General features: G+C 71.9%; 15 protein-coding genes. 12 read left to right on the forward strand and 3 right to left on the reverse strand.

Going from position 1 to position 16,966, the window contains the following annotated elements:
• The first annotated feature begins 254 nt into the window (after positions 1–254).
• The 9 genes from IF17_RS0127240 (at position 255) to IF17_RS0127280 (ending at position 8,687) form a co-directional block, all read left to right on the forward strand.
• Positions 255–1,385 (forward strand): cytochrome P450, encoded by a 1,131-nt coding sequence (locus tag IF17_RS0127240; protein WP_030571118.1) that lies wholly within the window; start codon positions 255–257, stop codon positions 1,383–1,385.
• Entirely contained in the window at positions 1,382–2,239 is an 858-nt protein-coding gene (locus tag IF17_RS0127245; RefSeq protein WP_030571121.1) for an enoyl-CoA hydratase/isomerase family protein, read from the forward strand. Before IF17_RS0127240 ends, IF17_RS0127245 begins: the two co-directional genes overlap by 4 nt.
• A gap of 24 nt (positions 2,240–2,263) precedes the next feature.
• On the forward strand, positions 2,264–3,277 hold the full coding sequence (locus tag IF17_RS0127250) for a TerC family protein (RefSeq protein WP_030571123.1): 1,014 nt from the start codon (positions 2,264–2,266) through the stop codon (positions 3,275–3,277).
• Positions 3,278–3,350: 73 nt separating this feature from the next.
• Positions 3,351–3,563, forward strand: a complete 213-nt coding sequence (locus IF17_RS1000000137240; RefSeq protein WP_030571126.1) for a hypothetical protein — start codon at positions 3,351–3,353, stop codon at positions 3,561–3,563.
• 282 nt (positions 3,564–3,845) lie between these two features.
• Positions 3,846–4,649, forward strand: a complete 804-nt coding sequence (locus IF17_RS0127260; RefSeq protein WP_030571128.1) for a VOC family protein — start codon at positions 3,846–3,848, stop codon at positions 4,647–4,649.
• 129 nt (positions 4,650–4,778) lie between these two features.
• Positions 4,779–5,174 carry a TOBE domain-containing protein gene (locus tag IF17_RS0127265; RefSeq protein WP_026237824.1) on the forward strand — a complete coding sequence of 132 codons (396 nt, stop codon included), beginning with the start codon at positions 4,779–4,781 and terminating at the stop codon, positions 5,172–5,174.
• A 157-nt stretch (positions 5,175–5,331) separates the two neighbouring features.
• Positions 5,332–6,153 carry a molybdate ABC transporter substrate-binding protein gene (gene modA, locus IF17_RS0127270; RefSeq protein WP_030571132.1) on the forward strand — a complete coding sequence of 274 codons (822 nt, stop codon included), beginning with the start codon at positions 5,332–5,334 and terminating at the stop codon, positions 6,151–6,153.
• Positions 6,154–6,235: 82 nt separating this feature from the next.
• Positions 6,236–8,212 carry an ABC transporter permease gene (locus IF17_RS0127275; RefSeq protein WP_030571136.1) on the forward strand — a complete coding sequence of 659 codons (1,977 nt, stop codon included), beginning with the start codon at positions 6,236–6,238 and terminating at the stop codon, positions 8,210–8,212.
• Positions 8,213–8,321: 109 nt separating this feature from the next.
• Positions 8,322–8,687 (forward strand): PH domain-containing protein, encoded by a 366-nt coding sequence (locus tag IF17_RS0127280; protein WP_018514034.1) that lies wholly within the window; start codon positions 8,322–8,324, stop codon positions 8,685–8,687.
• A 15-nt stretch (positions 8,688–8,702) separates the two neighbouring features.
• Here the strand turns inward: IF17_RS0127280 and IF17_RS0127285 are convergent, their stop codons facing one another.
• A complete protein-coding gene (locus IF17_RS0127285) occupies positions 8,703–9,473 on the reverse strand; it encodes a peptidoglycan recognition protein family protein (protein WP_030571140.1) in 771 nt (256 codons plus the stop codon).
• 172 nt (positions 9,474–9,645) lie between these two features.
• On the opposite strand from IF17_RS0127285, the gene IF17_RS0127290 reads away from it, so the two are divergent.
• Both IF17_RS0127290 and IF17_RS0127295 read left to right on the forward strand, forming a co-directional pair.
• Entirely contained in the window at positions 9,646–11,184 is a 1,539-nt protein-coding gene (locus IF17_RS0127290) for an APC family permease (RefSeq protein ID WP_030571143.1), read from the forward strand.
• Between the two features lies 1 nt (position 11,185).
• Positions 11,186–11,614 (forward strand): universal stress protein, encoded by a 429-nt coding sequence (locus IF17_RS0127295; protein WP_030571146.1) that lies wholly within the window; start codon positions 11,186–11,188, stop codon positions 11,612–11,614.
• A gap of 9 nt (positions 11,615–11,623) precedes the next feature.
• Here the strand turns inward: IF17_RS0127295 and IF17_RS0127300 are convergent, their stop codons facing one another.
• On the reverse strand, positions 11,624–12,856 hold the full coding sequence (locus IF17_RS0127300; RefSeq protein ID WP_030571149.1) for a cation:proton antiporter: 1,233 nt from the start codon (positions 12,854–12,856) through the stop codon (positions 11,624–11,626).
• A 64-nt stretch (positions 12,857–12,920) separates the two neighbouring features.
• Entirely contained in the window at positions 12,921–14,441 is a 1,521-nt protein-coding gene (locus tag IF17_RS0127305; protein WP_030571154.1) for an alpha/beta hydrolase, read from the reverse strand.
• A 206-nt stretch (positions 14,442–14,647) separates the two neighbouring features.
• On the opposite strand from IF17_RS0127305, the gene IF17_RS0127310 reads away from it, so the two are divergent.
• Positions 14,648–16,957 carry an MMPL family transporter gene (locus IF17_RS0127310; RefSeq protein ID WP_030571156.1) on the forward strand — a complete coding sequence of 770 codons (2,310 nt, stop codon included), beginning with the start codon at positions 14,648–14,650 and terminating at the stop codon, positions 16,955–16,957.
• The last annotated feature ends 9 nt before the right edge of the window (positions 16,958–16,966 follow it).

A 16,966-nucleotide genomic window follows, 5' to 3' on the forward strand; every position in this document is an offset into this window, starting at 1 on the left:
TTCGCGTATAACAACGGGCATTTGTGACGATTGCATGTGACGGGGGCAACAAAGATCGATGCTTGGCGCAGCTATCCGGAAGGGTAGGTTCTGGTCGGTAGCCACGGGCCTAGGTCAAGGAACTGTGCGTGAGCATCACTGGCGGTACAACCAGGACCCCCGACGGACGGCGCGCGGTCATCGGCTTGCTCCGACGGCTCAATTCACCCGAAGGACAGGCCGAGCCTTACGGAATACTCGCGGAGCTGCGGGCGATGGGTGACGTCGTCCGCGCTCCCTGGAACGGTTACTTCGTCACCGGCTTCGACGCCTGCAGCCAGGTGCTGCGCGGCCGCAACTGGCTCGCCCCCGACTTCGCCTGGCAGGAGCGGCAGGACGACTCCAAGCAGTGGGACGCGATCGCGACCCGGGAGATGACCGGCACCCTCGCCCGGCTGAACGCCCCCGAACACACCTGCCAGCGCCGCTCCTTCGGCAACCTCTTCGACCGCTCCACCATCGAACGCCTCACCCCCGACGTCGAGCGCGACGCCGACCGGCTCCTGGACGAGCTGGCCGACAAGCTCCGCTGGGGTGAGGCGGACTTCGTCTCCACGGTCAGCGAGCAGCTGCCGATCCACACGGTCGGCTCCTGGCTGGGGCTGCCGCCCGAGGACTATCCCCACATCCTGGAGATCACCCACAACCAGGTGTACGCCCAGGAGTTGCTGCCCACCAAGAGCCAGCTGGCGATCTCCGCCGAGGCGACCGTGCAGCTGCGCGCGTACTTCACCGCCCTGGTCGCCCGCCGCCGCGCCGAGCCCCGCCACGACGTGCTGACCGGGTGGATCCACACCTGGGACGCGATGGAGCCGGACCGGGAGCGGGCGGACGAGATCCTCTACCGGCTCACCATGTTCGTCACCATCGCCTCGCTGGAGACCACGGCGACGCTGCTGACGTCGATGACTTCCCTGCTGCTGGCCGAGCCCGGCCGGTGGCAGTGGCTGCGTGACCACCCCGAGCACATCGACGCGGCCGTCGACGAGGTGCTGCGCTACGACCCGCCCATCCACATCAACACCCGGATCGCCGCCGAGGACACCGTCCTGGCCGGCGTCCCGATCACGAAGGACAGCATGGTCCACGTCCTGTACGGCGCCGCCAACCACGACCCCCGGCGCAACCCCGACCCCGGTGCCTTCGACATCCTGCGCGGCGGCAGCCACCTGACCTTCGGCGGCGGGGTGCACTACTGCCTGGGCGCGGCCCTCGCCAAGCTGGAGGCGCGGACGCTGCTGGCCCGCATGCTGGATCGTTTCCCCACTCTGCGGTCCGCCTCCCCGCCGGTGTACGCCCCCCGGATGGTGTTCAGACGCATCACCTCGCTGGGCGTGGCGCTGTGAAGCTCTCGCTGCCCGACTTCCTGACCCCCGCCTCGCAGGAGAACTCTCCCGCGTACGAGGAGGACTCCGCGTACGAGGAGCCCGCGACGGTACGCACCCGGCGCGAGGGCCCCGTCCTGCACGTGGAGCTCTACGCCCCCGAGTCCGGCAACGCGGTCACCGAGGCGATGCTGGACGAGCTGCTGGAGGCCGTCACCGCGCCCGACCCCGAGGTGCGGGTGGTGGTGCTCAGCGGCGCCGGGGACGACTTCTGCCTGGGCGGCGACCGTACCGAGTTCGCCGACTGGCTGGAGGAGGACCCGACCGGCCGGGGCATCCGGGTGGCCGGGGAGAAGGCCCGCCGGGTCTGCGAGGCGATCTCCGGCAACCGGGCCGTCACCATCGCCCGGGTCCAGGGCAAGGCCATCGGCGCGGGTCTCGCGCTCGCCCTCGCCTGCGATCTGCGGGTCGGCGCGGAGAGCGCCTCCTTCCGGCTGCCGGAGCTGGCGCTCGGGCTGCCCACCGCCTGGGGCGGGCTGCTGCCCCGGCTGATCCACGAGATCGGCGCGGCCCGGGTCCGCGAACTGATCCTGACCGGACGGGCGTTCGACGCCGCCGAGGCGCAAGCGCTCTCCGTCCTCCAGCGGGTCGTTCCGGAAAACGAATTGGATCAGGCTGTCGAGGCCTGGGCGAAGCCCGTCGTACGCCGCCCCGAAGCGGCCCTCCGGGTGACGAAAGCCCTGCTCAACTCCTATGCGGCCGCCACCCGGATGGCCGATCCCTCGTTCCTGGACGCGGAGCTGATGGCCTCGGTCGCGGCAGCCGGTCGGCGCACACCCCCTCGCACTCCTGGGCCCGACACGTCACACTCGTAACAATCGACAGGGGAGGTCTCGGGCGTGGATGTACCGGTGTGGCTCTGGGTGGCGTTCGCCGTAACGGTGGTCGTCTCCCTCACAGTCGACTTGCTTGCCCACCGCAAGGCGCATGTCATCGGCTTCAAGGAAGCGGCCTGGTGGAGTGTGCTGTGGGTGAGCCTCGCGCTCATCTTCGGCGGTGTGGTCTTCTTCGTCCTCGGGACGACCGCGGGGACGGAATATACGACAGCCTGGCTTCTGGAGAAGAGCCTTTCGGTCGACAACCTCTTCGTCTTCGCGCTGATCTTCGCCTATTTCAAGGTGCCCCGGGAATATCAGCACCGGGTGCTGTTCTTCGGCGTCATCGGCGCTCTGGTGTTCCGCGCGATCTTCCTGACAGCCGGCGTCGCGGTCGTGAACCGCTTCACCTTCGTGCTGTTCCTCTTCGCGGCGATCCTTTTCTACAGCGCCTTCAAAATCCTCAAGGGGGAGGACGACAGTTTCGACCCGGGCAAGAGTTTCGCGGTGCGGATGCTGCGGAAGATCATGCCCGTCCGGGACGAATACGCGGGAACGCACTTCGTCATCAAGGAGGAGGGGAAGCGGGTCGCCACACCTCTGCTCGCGGTGGTCGCCGCGATCGAGGCAGCCGACCTGCTCTTCGCCGTGGACAGCGTGCCCGCCGTGCTGGCGGTCAGCGACGACGCGTTCATCGTCTACACCAGCAACGCGTTCGCCATCCTCGGACTGCGAGCGCTCTACTTCCTGCTGGCGGGACTCCTGGACCGCTTCCACTACCTGAGCACGGGCCTCGCGATCATTCTGGCGTTCATCGCGGTCAAGCTGGTTCTCCAGGCCTCGCACAAGATGATCAGCACCTCCATTCCGGAGATTCCCTCGCCGATCAGCCTGGCGGTGATCGTCGTCATTCTGACGGTCTCGATCGTGCTCAGTATCCGGCGCCCACCGCCGAACGCGGACACCGGGGAGAGTGCGGACGGTACGGAAAGTTCGGAGAGCGCGGAGAAGCACTCCGACGGTAAGCCCACCGACTGACCGGGCGGGCAATGGCCGGGCAAAGCGCGCGGAAAGACTTTCCCAAGCGCTTTGCCCGGCCTATCGTTGGTAAATGGCCAGCAAAGAGCGTGAGACCCAGCAGCGGGCCGCCTTCATGTGCCCGACCTGCAAGCATCCCGTCGCCTCCGAGATCCAGCGCCGCAAGACCCTCGGGATCTTCGTCCCCGTCTGGCGCCCGGGCCCCTGCGAGAACCCCGACTGCGGCGACCACACCGCCGAGGAGCGGGCGGCGATCCACCGGGCCCGCCGGAGGCCCGTCCGCTGAACCCCCGGCTCAGCCCGCGGCGAGGCGGGCGGTGAGGCGGGCCTCCGCGGCCGGCCACTCGTCGGCGAGCACGTCGTCCAGCCGGGTCAGCAGCTCCTCCCGGGTCCGCGGCGCCGGACCGTCCCGTCGGCACCGGACCGCCCCGTCGGCGCCACACCTCCTCGTCGTCGCCGCCCCGGTTTCCCCGGCGCGCGGACCCGGGGGCGGCTGGCTAGCGTGGCTGGTAGAGGACTCCCGGGCGGAGTGACGCGGAGTGACCAGGACCGGAAGAGGGTCAGTGCCATGGCTGTACAACCCGAAGGCACCCCGTGTTGGGCGGACGCCTCGTTCGCCGACCTGGAGGGCGCGAAGAGCTTCTACGGTGATGTGCTCGGCTGGACGTTCGGCGAGGGTTCGCCGGAGTTCGGCAACTACACGACGGCGTACGCGGACGGCAAGCGGGCGGCCGCCGTGGTCCCGCCGATGCCGGGCAACGAGGACGGCCCGTCCGCGTGGTGCCTGTATCTGGCCTCGCCGGACGCCGCCGCCTCCAGCGAGAAGGTCCGCGCGGCCGGCGGCCAGGTGCTCATGGAGCCCATGCAGGTCGGCGCGTTCGGCACGATGGTGCTGGCCGGCGACCCCGGCGGCGCGGTCTTCGGCGTCTGGCAGGCCGACACCCACGACGGGTTCGAGACGGAGATGGGCGCACCCGGCGGCTACTGCTGGAGCGAGGTCTTCACCCGCGACGCGAAGGCGGCGGACGCCTTCTTCCCCGCCGTGTTCCCGTACGCGGTCCGGAAGCTCGAAGACCCGTCGATGGACTTCGGGATGTACGACGTCCAGGGCGAGTCGGTGCTCGGCCGGATGGCGATGGGCGACGACTTCCCGCCCGAGGTGGGCTCCTTCGTGATGGTGTACTTCACCGTCCCGGATTGCGACGCGGCGGTGGCGAAGGCGACCGGGCGGGGCGCGCAGCTGCAGTTCGGCCCGATGGACAGCCCCTTCGGCCGGTTCGCGGCCATCACCGACCCGCAGGGTGCCACGTTCTCCGTGATCGACGTGACGACGACCGAGGGCGAGATGCCGACGACGCGGCTGGCGACCTGAGCGCGGACCGGGGACGGCCTGAGGACAGCCTGCGAGGGCTCCGTACGATTCTCCGAGAAGCTCGCATCTGCGATGGGCAATCGTCTGGAGAATGGTAAATGCGAGCCTGATTGGCCTAGCGTGTCGCGCATGCAGTCCTACACAATCGGTCAGGCAGCACGACTTCTCGGAGTCAGCCCCGACACCGCCCGACGCTGGGCGGACGCCGGCCGGGTCGCGACCCATCGCGACGAGACCGGCCGCCGGCTGATCGACGGCCGTGCGCTGGCCGCCTTCTCGATCGAGGTCGGCCAGGGCGCCGCGGGCGAGGAGGAGACCCCGTACACCTCGGCGCGCAACGCCTTCCCGGGCATCGTCACCGCCGTGAAGCTCGGCGATGTCGCGGCCCAGGTCGAGATCCAGGCAGGCCCGCACCGGCTCGTCTCCCTCCTGACCCGGGAGGCGGTCGAGGAGCTGGGTCTGGAGGTCGGCATGCAGGCGACAGCCCGCGTGAAGTCGACCAGCGTGCACATCGACCGCACCTGAACCGGCCGGAGCGACCGGCGGCCGGGCGCCGAGTGCTGCCCGCACCACCCGCCCGCACACCCTTCTCCGCGCCGCCCTTCTCCGCACCCCGCGCGAACTCGTCCCCGCCCGGACCGGCACCCGCCGACCGGACTCGCAGCCAAGGAGTCCCGCCCTCATGTCCCTCCTGCTCAGCCGCCGCCGCACCGCCGCCGCCGTCCTCACCGCCGCCCTCCTCGTCCCACTCGCCGCCTGCGGCAACGACTCGGGCACGGACAAGGCCAAGGACAGCGGCGCCGGCGCCACGCCCTCCGACGCCGCGTCGGGCGCCCCCAAGGCGGACCTGACCGTGCTGGCCGCCTCCTCGCTGACCGATGTCTTCAAGGAGGCGGGAGCGGCGTACGAGAAGGAGAACCCGGGCACGAAGGTGACGTTCTCCTTCGCGGGCTCCCAGGAGCTGGCCGCCCAGGTCAAGCAGGGCGCCCCCGCCGACGCCCTGGTCACCGCCGACACCAAGACGATGGACGGCCTCTCCGGCGAGACCGGCACCCCGACCGTCATCGCCAAGAACCGCCTGGTCATCGCCGTCGGCGAGGGCAACCCGGAGAAGGTCGAGAACCTGAAGGACCTCTCCGACACCAAGCTGAAGGTCGTCCTGGCCGCCCCCGAGGTGCCGGTGGGCCGCTACAGCCAGCAGATCCTCGACGCGCAGCAGATCGCGGTGAAGCCGGTCTCCCAGGAGCCCAACGTCCGCGCGGTCCTCAGCAAGGTCGAGCTGGGCGAGGCGGACGCCGGGCTCGTCTACAAGACGGACGCCGAGACCGCGCCCGACAAGGTCGACGCGATCGACATCCCGGACGCGGAGAACGCCGTCGCCTCCTACCCGGCCGCCACACTGAAGGGGTCGGAGCACAGCGAGGCCGCCGCCGCGTTCGTCGCCTGGCTCTCGACGCCCGCCGCGCAGAAGATCCTCCAGGGCGCCGGCTTCCAGCAGCCGTAACCGCACCGCTCCCGGCAGGCCCGTCCCGTCCGACGGGCCTGCCGGGCCCCGCACGTCCAGCCAGCCGCCCGACGAGGTCACCATGAAACGACCGGCACTCCGCCGTACGCCGGGGGCGCGCGCCCCGCTCCTGCTGACGGTGCCCGCGCTGCTGGCCGTGGCGTTCCTGATGCTGCCGCTCGTCGGCATCCTGGCCCGTACCTCCTGGGGCGAACTCTCCACCCACCTCACCGCCGAGCCGACCACGCAGGCGCTCCGCCTCTCCCTCCTCGTCTCGCTCTGGTCGCTGGGCCTCTCGCTGCTGTTCGGGGTGCCGCTGGCCTGGCTGCTGGCCCGGGTGCCGTTCCCCGGCAAGGCGTTCGTGCGCTCGCTGGTGCTGCTGCCGATGGTGCTGCCGCCCACGGTCGGCGGGGTCGCGCTGCTGCTGGCGTTCGGCCGGCGCGGGCTGCTCGGCCCGTGGCTGGAGGACACCTTCGGCATCACGCTCCCCTTCCACACCTCGGGGGCGGTCCTGGCGGCGACGTTCGTCGCGATGCCGTTCCTGGTCATCTCGCTGGAGGGCGCGCTCGGTGGTCTGCGCCCCCGGTACGAGGAGACCGCCGCGTCCCTCGGAGCCTCTCCGGTACGGGTGTTCCTCACCGTGACCCTGCCGATGGTCGCCCCCGGCCTGATCGCCGGAGCGGCCCTCACCTGGGCGCGGGCGCTCGGTGAGTTCGGCGCCACCATCACCTTCGCCGGGAACCTCCCCGGCACCACACAGACCCTGCCGCTCCAGGTCTATCTGCTGCTCCAGGAGTCCCCGGAGGCCGCCACCTCGGTCTCCCTGCTGCTCCTGGCCATCGCCATGATCGTGCTCATCGCGCTGCGCGGGCGGTGGACGGGCACCCCGGGCGACCACCAGCGCGAGCGGTCCGCCCCGCGCCCGGAGGAGCCGACGGTCGCGGCGCCGGACGTCCTGCCCGGACCACCTTCGTACGTACGGGAGAAGGCATCCGCGTCCGTACGTGAACCGGCCCCCCAGGAGCGCTGGCCCCTGCACGCCGACGTCACCGGCTTCACCCGCCTGACCCTGGACGCGGCCCCCGGCACCACCCTCGCGGTCGTCGGCCCCAACGGCGCGGGCAAGACCACCCTCCTGCGCGCCCTCCTCGGCCTCACCCCGCGCGCCCACGCCCGACTGCGCCTGGGCGAGGCCGATGTGACGGAAGTCCCCCCGCACCGCCGGGGCGTCGCCTGGGTCCCCCAGGACGGCGCGCTCTTCCCGCACCTGAGCGCCCTCACCAACACGGCGTACGGGCTCCGCACCCATGGCGTCCCCCGCACGGAGGCCCGGCGCGAGGCGCAGTCCTGGCTGGACCGGCTCGGCGTCGGCCACCTGGCCCACCGCAAGCCCGGCCAGCTCTCCGGCGGCCAGGCCCAACGCGTAGCCCTGGCACGCGCGTTGGCGGCCCGCCCGCGCCTCCTGCTGCTGGACGAACCGCTCGCCGCCCTCGACCAGACGACCCGGGCCCACGTGCGTCACACCCTGCGCCGGCACCTCGCGGAGTTCGGCGGGGTCTGCCTGATCGTCACGCACGACCCGGTCGAGGCGGTCTCCCTGGCCGACCGGGTCCTCGTCCTGGACGACGGCCGGGTCCTCCAGGACGAGCCGCCCGCCGAGGTGACCCGCCACCCCCGCTCGCCCTGGGTGGCCCGGATGCTCGGCCGCAACGCCTGGCCCGGCACCGCCACCGCCGACGGCCTGGACCTGGCGGGCGGCGGCCACCTCGTCGTCGCCGAACCCCTCACCCCGGGCACGGAGGCCCTCGCGGTCATCGCCCCCGAAGCCGTCTCCGTACACCGCGAGAAGCCCACCGGCTCCCCCCGCAACGTCTGGCCCGGCACGGTCCGCGAGATCACCTCGGGCGGCAGCCGGCTGCGGCTCCTGATCACCTCCGACCGGGCGCCGGACCTGGTCGCGGAGATCACCCCGCAGGCGGCGGCCGAGCTGCGCATCGCGGACGGGACGGAGGTCTGGACGGGCGTGAAGGCGACCGAGGTGACGGTGGTCCCGCTCTGACTCCACGTATGGCACGCGCCCCGGCGGGAACCAGAAGGCGGGAACCAGACAACTGCCGTACACGTACTCATGTACGACAGGTCCGAGAGATCCGAGAGACGGGGCACCCATGGCACTGTTCGGCAACGCGCACACCATCAACCCGGCCACCGCCCAGCAGGACTACGAACGGCTCCTCGGCCAGGGCGAGCAGGTGCACGCCGCGTTCCTGCTGATCCGCGACACGATCCTGTTCACGGACCGCCGGCTGATCCTCGTCGACAAGCAGGGCATCACCGGCAAGAAGACCGAGTACCACTCCGTGCCGTACCGCAGCATCACGCACTTCGCGGTGGAGACGGCCGGGACGTTCGACCTGGACGCGGAGCTGAAGATCTGGATCTCGGGCAACCCCACCCCGCTCCAGAAGACGTTCACGAAGGGCGTCGACATCTACGAGGTGCAGGCGATACTCACGCAGTTCGTCGCGCGGTAGTCCGGCGGCACGACTTCAGAAGTACGGGCGCAGCCGCGGGTTCGCCGCGTTCCCCGGGGCGGAGTCCCGCAGCCGGGCCACGCGCTCGCGCAGCTGCGGCAGCAGCCCGTAGAGCACATCGCCCGGGCAGCGGGTCTCGTAGCTGTCGCGGTGGCCGGAGATGACGTTCAGCCGGGCCACCTGGCCCTCGTCGAAACGGCTCTCGGCGTTCGTCGAGACCAGCTCCACCGTGGCGAGCGGGTCGACACCGGGCGCCAGCTTCCAGGCCGCGAGCTCCACCAGCGCGTCCATCATCGGCTTCGGCACCTCGGTGCCCTCACCGAAGGTGCCGATCGCCGCGATGCCGACCGTATCGGCGTTGAACCCCTTGGTGTGGGCGCCGAGCACCGACCGTCCGACGCCGCCCGCCCGGCCCTCGTAGATGGTGCCGCAGCGGTCGACGAGGAAGTTGTAGCCGATGTCGTCCCAGCCGTCCTTCTCCACGTGATCGGTCTGCACGGCCCGGATCAGCTCGGGGGCGTCCTCGCAGGCGTAGTCGTTGGGGTTGCCGGTGTGGTGGACGAAGACCGCCTTCGCCGCGCCCGTGTACTGCGGGCCCTCCCGGACCAGGCCCTCGTCCGCGTGCCACTCCTGGCGGCTGACCACGGCCGGCTGCGGAAGTCCGCGCGGCGGCCTCGGCCCGCCGGCCGTCTCCCGCTGCTGCTCGTGGGGCACCGGGCCGTCCTGGAACACCAGGAGGACCAGGAGCAGCAGCAGGGTGCCCAGGACGATTCGGCGGGACCACATGGACTCCACCCTGCGCGCTGACCTGGGGCGTGTCGCAGAGGGGCAGGCCGTTCGGGTGACCCCTGCCCGGTGAGGGCATTTCATCCGGAATGCGCCGGTGAGGGTGTGTTCTTACGATGAGATCCGGACCACCCGCCGCGCCCTGCGGCGAGCCCGGCCGGATCGAGGAGCCATGGCCCACGACGCTGTGCACGACGGGGAAGGCGGGCGGCAGGACGGCGGGCGGCCCGACGGCTCGGCGGTCAGCCTCAAGCCGAACGCCATCGGGTTCGTCGACGCCCTCGTCATCGGCCTCAACGCGACCTCCCCCGCCTACTCGCTGGCCGCCGTGATCGGCCCGATCGTGGCCCTCGTGGGGATCTACGCCCCGGGCGTCATGTTCGCCTCCTTCGTCCCGATGCTGCTGATCGCCTCGGCGTTCTACTACCTCAACAAGGTCGACCAGGACTGCGGTACGACGTTCTCCTGGGTGACCCGGGCGATGGGCCCGTGGGCCGGGTGGCTCGGCGGCTGGGCGATCACCATGACCGGCGTGCTGGTCGTCGGTTCGCTGGCCGATGTGGCGGTGAGCTTCACCCTGCTGGCGGTGGGCCTCGACGGCTGGGTCGAGAACGACTTCGCGCGCCAGATCCTCACCGTGCTGCTGATCATCGTGATGACCGGACTCTGCGTCATCGGCACCGAGCTGTCGGCCAAGGTGCAGAACGTCCTGATCCTCCTCCAGATCGCGTTCCTGCTGGTCTTCGTCGTGGTGGCGCTCTACCGGGTGTACGCGGGCACCACCGGCTTCGACTCCATCGAGCCGTCCGTGAGCTGGCTCGACCCCTTCGGCGCGGGTGGCGCCGCGCTGACCGGCGGGCTGCTGCTCGGGGTGTTCATCTACTGGGGCTGGGAGTCCGCGGTCAACCTCACCGAGGAGACGGAGAACTCGGCGAGCGCCCCGGGCAAGGCGGGCCTGTGGTCCACGGTGGTGCTCCTGGTGACCTACCTGTCGGTCGCCGTCGCGGTCGTCGCCTTCGCGGGGACGGCGTTCCTGGCGGAGAACGCGGGCGAGGAGGAGTTCATCTTCGCCCAGCTCGCCGGGGACGTGCTGGGCGGCTGGGACTGGATCCTGCTGCTGGCCGTCGCCACCTCCGCGATCGCCTCCACCCAGACCACGATCATCCCGGCCTCCCGGACCGCCCTGTCGATGGCCCGCCGTCAGGCGCTGCCGCGGCACTTCGGGCACATCAGCCCCCGGTTCCGTACCCCGGACGTCAGTACGTGGTGGGTCGCCGGGATCGCCATCGCCTGGTACCTGGTGGTCAACCAGATCTCCACCAACGCCCTCTTCGACTCGCTCACCGCCCTCTCCCTCCTGATCGCCTTCTACTACGCGCTCACCGGGGTGGCCTGCGCCGTCTACTACCGGCGCCATCTCACCGAGAGCGTGCGCAACTTCGTCCTCATCGGCCTGGGGCCGGTGGTCGGTGCCGGGCTGCTGACCTGGCTGCTGGTCCGGTCGGTCATCGACATGTCCGACCCGGCCAACTCCTACAGCGGCACCTCCTGGTTCGGGCTCGGCCCGCCGCTCGTCATCGGCATCGTCATCTCCCTGGTCGGCGTGATCCTCATGGTGGTGTGGCGGCTGCGCGACGCGGTGTTCTGGCAGGAGCGGCCCGGGGTCGCCGACCCGGAGCTGGTGCACGCCCCCGCCCTGAAGGAGCGCTGAGATGTCGGTCGTCCTCGGTTACGACGAGTCCCCCGGCGCCGCCCGCGCCCTGCGCATCGCGATCGAGGTGGCGGCCGCGTACGGCGAGGAGCTGGTCCTCGTCTACGGCGCCGCCGCCCCGGGCCTGCGCGACGGCGCCGAGTACCGCAGCCACTACGACGCCATCCGGCAGGCCGGCCGCACCGGCCTGGAGCACGCGCTGGCGGCCGCCGAGGAGGCCGGCGTACCGGCGCGGGTGGAGGTGCTGGACGAGAGCCCTCCGCAGGCGCTCCTGGAGGCGGCCGACCGGCACGGGGCCCGGGTCATCGTGGTCGGCACCTGGGGCGAGAGCCCGATGCGCGGGGCCCTGCTCGGCTCGACCCCGCACAAGCTGCTGCACATGTCCAAGATCCCCGTGCTGTGCGTCCCGACGGAGGAGGACGCCCCCTAGGGCGGGCCCTCACCACGCCTCCCCGCTCTCCGCCGCCCGGCTCGGCGCATCCCGTCCCGCGCCGCTCTCCCCCTCCCCCTTCCCCAGCAGCCGGAACGCCAGCAGCGGGAACGTCAGCACCGACACCATCGCCGCGGCCACCAGCGCGGCGGCCTCCCCCGCACCGATCACCTTCTCGTCCAGCCCGATCGCGGTGATCGCCACCACCAGCGGCAGACACGTGGACGCGAACAGCGCGAGCGCGGACCGGGGAGCGCGCCCCTTCAGGTCGCGCGGGGCCAGGAGGTACGCCGGTACGCCCCGCACCAGCAGGAACAGCAGCAGGAAGACCGGCAGGAGCAGCAGCGGGCGGCCGCCGTCCAGGAGCGCCCGGAGGTCGAAGTCGATACCCGTGACGACGTAGAAGAACGGGACCAGGAAGCCGAAGCCGATGGCCTCGATCCGCCCCAGGATCTCCCCGCTGCGCTCGGGCACCGCCCCCTGGAGGACCAGCCGGGTCAGCATCCCGGCGGCGAACGCGCCGAGCAGCGTGTCCAGGCCGAAGCCATGGGCCAGCCCCAGCATCCCGGCGAGCAGCAGCATCACGAAGCGGACCGCGAACTGGCCGCTGCTGTGCAGGGTCATCGCGATGATCCGGGCGAACCACGGGGGCCTCGGCCGCATCGCCCAGAACACCGCGCCCACCGTGATCACCGCGAACACCGCCAGCACCGCGCTCGCCGCCCCCGGACTCCGCCCGCTGAACAGCAGGGCCATCGCCACGATCGGCCCGAACTCGCCGACCGCCCCGAACGCCATCACCACCGACCCGAACCTCCCCTCCAGCCGCCCCGAGTCCCGCAGGATCGGCAGCACCGCGCCCAGCGCCGTGCTGGTGAGCGCGGTGCCGATCACCAGGCTCTTGGCCACATCGGCCCCGCTGAGCAGCAGGGCGATCCCGAGCCCGGCGGCGAACGAGACCACCCACGCCCCGCCGGCCCGGCGGAGGGTGGAGCCGCGGACCTCGGCGAACCGGATCTCGTACCCCGCCAGGAAGATCAGCATCGAGAGCCCGAGGTCGGACAGGGTGTCGATGACCTGGTCGTGGTGGGCCCAGCCGAGCACATCGGGCCCCACCAGGATGCCGAGCACGATCTCGAAGATGACGACGGGGACCGACAGCCACCGCCCGGTCGCATAGCCGAGCAGGGGGGCGAGAACCGCCAGGGCCATGATCAGGACAAGGGTCCCGGGGTGCTCCATCGCTCGTGTATAGCAAGGAACGCCCCGGAATCAGCCGCTATGACACCCTGCCGCCACCACCTGGTCAGTTCGGGCAGTGGGTGTCCCGGGCGGGCCGCTTGCCGGTCACCAGGAAGTCGCTGACCACCCGGTCCCCGCAGGCGTTCCCGTTGCCCAGATACATCCCGTGCCCGCCCTGACCGACCGTCACCATCCTGGCCCGCTCACCGAGCGCCGCCCGCATCTTCAGGGCCCCCGCCAACGGGGTGGCCGGGTCGCGCAAGCTCTGGATCATCAGGACGTTCGACGGGCCGTCGCCGGTTATCCGGGTGGGCCTCGGCTCCTTGCCGTGGGTCCAGAAGGCGCAGGGCGTGATGTTGGCGGGCATCCCGGCCGTCAGCGGGTGCCGCGCCCGGTCGGCGGCGACCCGGCCGGCGTAACCGGAGGCCGGTCCCGGCCAGCGCACGTCGTTGCAGATCGCCGCGACCGTCATCGACGCGTCCGCGTCCGGCAGCGGCCCGGCCAGCTCCGGCGGAAGCACCGGGCGGCCTTCCGGGTCCTGAGCCGCCTTCACCAGCCGGGCCAGCGGCGCGAAACCCGCATCGCTGTACAGCGCGCTCTGGAGCGCCTGCCGCAGCAGGTTCCCGGTGAGCGGCGTGGACGGCACGTCCGAGGCCTTGGGGTGCCGGTCCAACTCCCGTGCGAGAGAGAGGAGCAGCGGTTGTACGTCTCCGGGGCGCCGGGCCAGCCGCAGCCCCTCGGTCTCCCGGGCCGGGTCCGCCGCCCAGGCCGCGAAGTCGGGGAAGCGCTCGGCGGCGCCCGGGGCCATGTTGGCCAGCCAGCCGTACGCCACCCGGCCCGGGTCCGGGTCGCCGGTGCTGTCCAGGACCAGCCGGCCGACCCGGTCCGGATGAAGCTGTGCGTACACGGCGCCGACGTAACTCCCGTACGAGGAGCCCCAGATCGACACCTTCCGCTCGCCCAGCGCCTCACGCAGCCGGTCGAGGTCACGGACCTCGTTCCCCGTGGTGAAGGACCGCAGCACCGGGCCCCCGTTACGGGCGCAGAGCTCGGCGGTGCGGCGGGAGCGCTCGGTGTTCGCCGTGATCGTGCCGTCCGGCGCGGGCCAGGACCGCAGGGTCACCAGATGCCGGTCCGCCTCCGGGATCCGGCAGTTCGCCCGGACGGAGGAGCCGACCCCGCGCGGGTCCAGGCTGACCAGGTCGTACGCCCCCTCGGTCGCCGCCCGCAACGCCCCGCCCTTCTGTGCCAGGCGCTGCACCCCGGAGGAGCCGGGGCCGCCGGGGATCACGAACAGCGTGCCGCGCCGGGCGTCGGGCCGGTCGGTGCGCAGCCGGCTGACGGCCACCTCGACCGTGCGGCCCCCGGGTTCGGCGTGGTCCAGCGGGACCCGCAGCTCGGCGCACTCCTGCCCTGCTGGGACCGGTGCCCCGGCGACCGGCCCGCAGGGGTGCCAGACGAGCGCGGGCGCGGCACGGCCCGCCGGGCGGCTGTGCGCCACGGGCGCGCCGGCTGCGGCCAGCGTGCCGGCCGCAGCGGCAGCGGAGACGGTGAGGAGTAAGGCCTTACGGGTCCAGTTCTTCATGCCCCAAGCCTGGTCGGCCCCGGGCCCGCAGCCCATCCGGAAGGCCGGTGGACTCCCGGTGGGGTCACCCCCCGCACCACCCCTGCGGCACGCACCCGTCACCCGTTCCCCCGCGCCGGAATGCCGGGGGCCGGAGGGGGCCGTTGAATGCGGAACAGGGCAACACCGGGCCTTCGGGAACGGGCCAGCACAGGACAGGGAGCCGCATGCCGTCGTCACCGGCCTCACCGGCCCGCGCCGGCCGGGAGGCTGCCCCGCACCGCCGGGGCGCGCTGCGCCGCACCGGCGAGTGGTGCGCCCGGCACTTCCTCACCGTCCTCGTGCTGTGGGTCGCCGCGCTCGCCGGGCTCCAGGTCCTCCAGCACGCCTACGGCGGCGACTACTCCGACGACTTCTCGCTCCCCGGCACCCAGTCACAGGACGGCCTCGACGTCCTCAAGGCTCACGCGCCGCAGGCCGGCGGCTACAGCGCCCAAGTGGTCCTGCACGACGCCGGCAAGCCGCTCACCTCGGTCTCCGACCAGGTCGCCACGGCCGTCGCGGACCTGGAGAAGCTGCCCGACGTGCTCTCGGCGCAGAACCCGCTGCCGTCCTCCGGTTCCACCCCGCCCCCGCCGCCCGACCCGAACACCGGGCCGCTCTCCACCGACCAGAAGACCGCCTACATCACCGTCCGCTTCAGCGTGCAGCCCTCCACCCTGGGCGCGTCCTACCTCGACGGGGTCGACGCGGCGGTGAAGCCGCTGCGCTCGGCCGGGGTGGAGGTGGAGTACGGCGGACCGCTCGGCGAACTGGCCCGGCCCGAACCGAGCGACCGCACCAGCGAGGCGATCGGCTTCGGGGTGGCGGTCATCGTCCTGCTGATCGGCTTCGGCAGCCTGCTGGCCGCCGTGCTGCCGCTGGTCACCGCCCTGGTCTGCGCCCTGTGCGGGCTCGCGCTGCTCGGCCTGCTGGCCGCCGCCGCGACCTTCGCGACCGTCTCCCCCACGCTCGCCACGATGATCGGCATCGGTGTCGGCATCGACTACGCCCTCTTCCTGGTCACCCGGCACCGGCAGAACCTGATCGACGGCCAGGACCCGGTGACCGCCGCCGGGAACGCCGCCGCCACCAGCGGGCACGCGGTGCTGCTCTCCGGCTGCACGGTGATCATCGCGCTGTCGGGGCTCTGGGTCTCCGGCATCGGGTTCATCGGCAAGCTGGGCCTGGCCGCCGCGGTCACCGTGGTCACGGCGGTGCTCGGCGCCCTCACCCTCGTACCGGCGGTCCTCGGTCTCATCGGCCGCGGCATCGACCGGGTACGCGTACGGAAGCCGGTCGCCGAGACCGTACCGGCGCAGGACGGCTCGGAGGTGGGCGGCTGGCACCGGTACGCGCAGCGGGTGGAGCGGCGGCCCTGGTGGTTCCTGGCCGGCGGGGTGGTGCTGCTGGCCGTGCTGTCCTTCCCCGTCTTCTTCATCCAGCTCGGCCACATCGGCGACGGCGCCGACCCGAAGTCGTTCACCGACCGGCGCGCCTTCGACCTGATGTCGAGCGCCTTCGGCCCCGGCTCCAACGGCCCGCTGACCCTCGTCATCGACCAGAGCAAGGTGCCGTCCTCCGACCGTTCCGCCCTCGCCGACCAGGCGCAGAAGGCCCTCACGAACGTCCCGGACGCGGCCGTGATCACCCCGCTCACCGCCACATCGGACGGCGACGTGCTGACCGCCACCGCCTACTCGGTGGCCTCCCCGCAGGACGAGCGGACCACCTCCCTGACGAACCGGCTCACCGACGACGTCCTGCCGCAGGCCGTCTCCGGCACCGCCGCCGACACCTACGTCACCGGCACGACCGCCGCCCAGGTCGACTTCCTGGACATCGTCGCCGGCCGGCTGCCGCTGATCATCGCGGTCGTCGTGGCCCTGGCCTTCCTGGTGATCCTGGCCGTCTTCCGGGGGCTGCTCGTCGCGGTGAAGGCGGCCGTGCTCGACGTCCTGTCGATCGCCGCCTCGTACGGGGTCGTGGTGGCGGTCTTCCAGTGGGGCTGGGGCGGCCCGGCGCTGGGCGTGTCGGGGAAGGTGCCGATCGAGAGCTACGTGCCGATGATGATGTTCGCCATCGTCTTCGGCCTGAGCATGGACTACGAGATCTTCCTGCTCTCCCGCATCCACGAGGCCTGGGTGCGCACCGGGGACGCACGGGCGAGCGTGGCGCACGCGCTGGAGATCACCGCCCGGGTCATCACCTGCGCGGCGCTGATCATGGTGAGCGTCTTCGCCGCGTTCATCATCAGCGACAACATCGTGGTGAAGATGCTGGGCCTGGGGCTGGCCGCCAGCGTGCTCATCGACGCCACCGTCGTACGGCTGCTGCTCGTCCCCGCGGTGATGACCCTGCTGGGCCGGTCCGCCTGGTGGATCCCGGGCCCGCTGGACCGGATCCTTCCGCATCTGGACGCGGAGGGAAGCGCTCAGGAGTCCGAACGGTCACCGGGAGGAGTGAAGGACGTGACGAGCGGAGGGAGCCGCTCCTAGGGTGTCGGG

The sequence above is a fragment of the Streptomyces cyaneofuscatus genome, assembly GCF_000718135.1.
Classification (GTDB): domain Bacteria; phylum Actinomycetota; class Actinomycetes; order Streptomycetales; family Streptomycetaceae; genus Streptomyces; species Streptomyces cyaneofuscatus.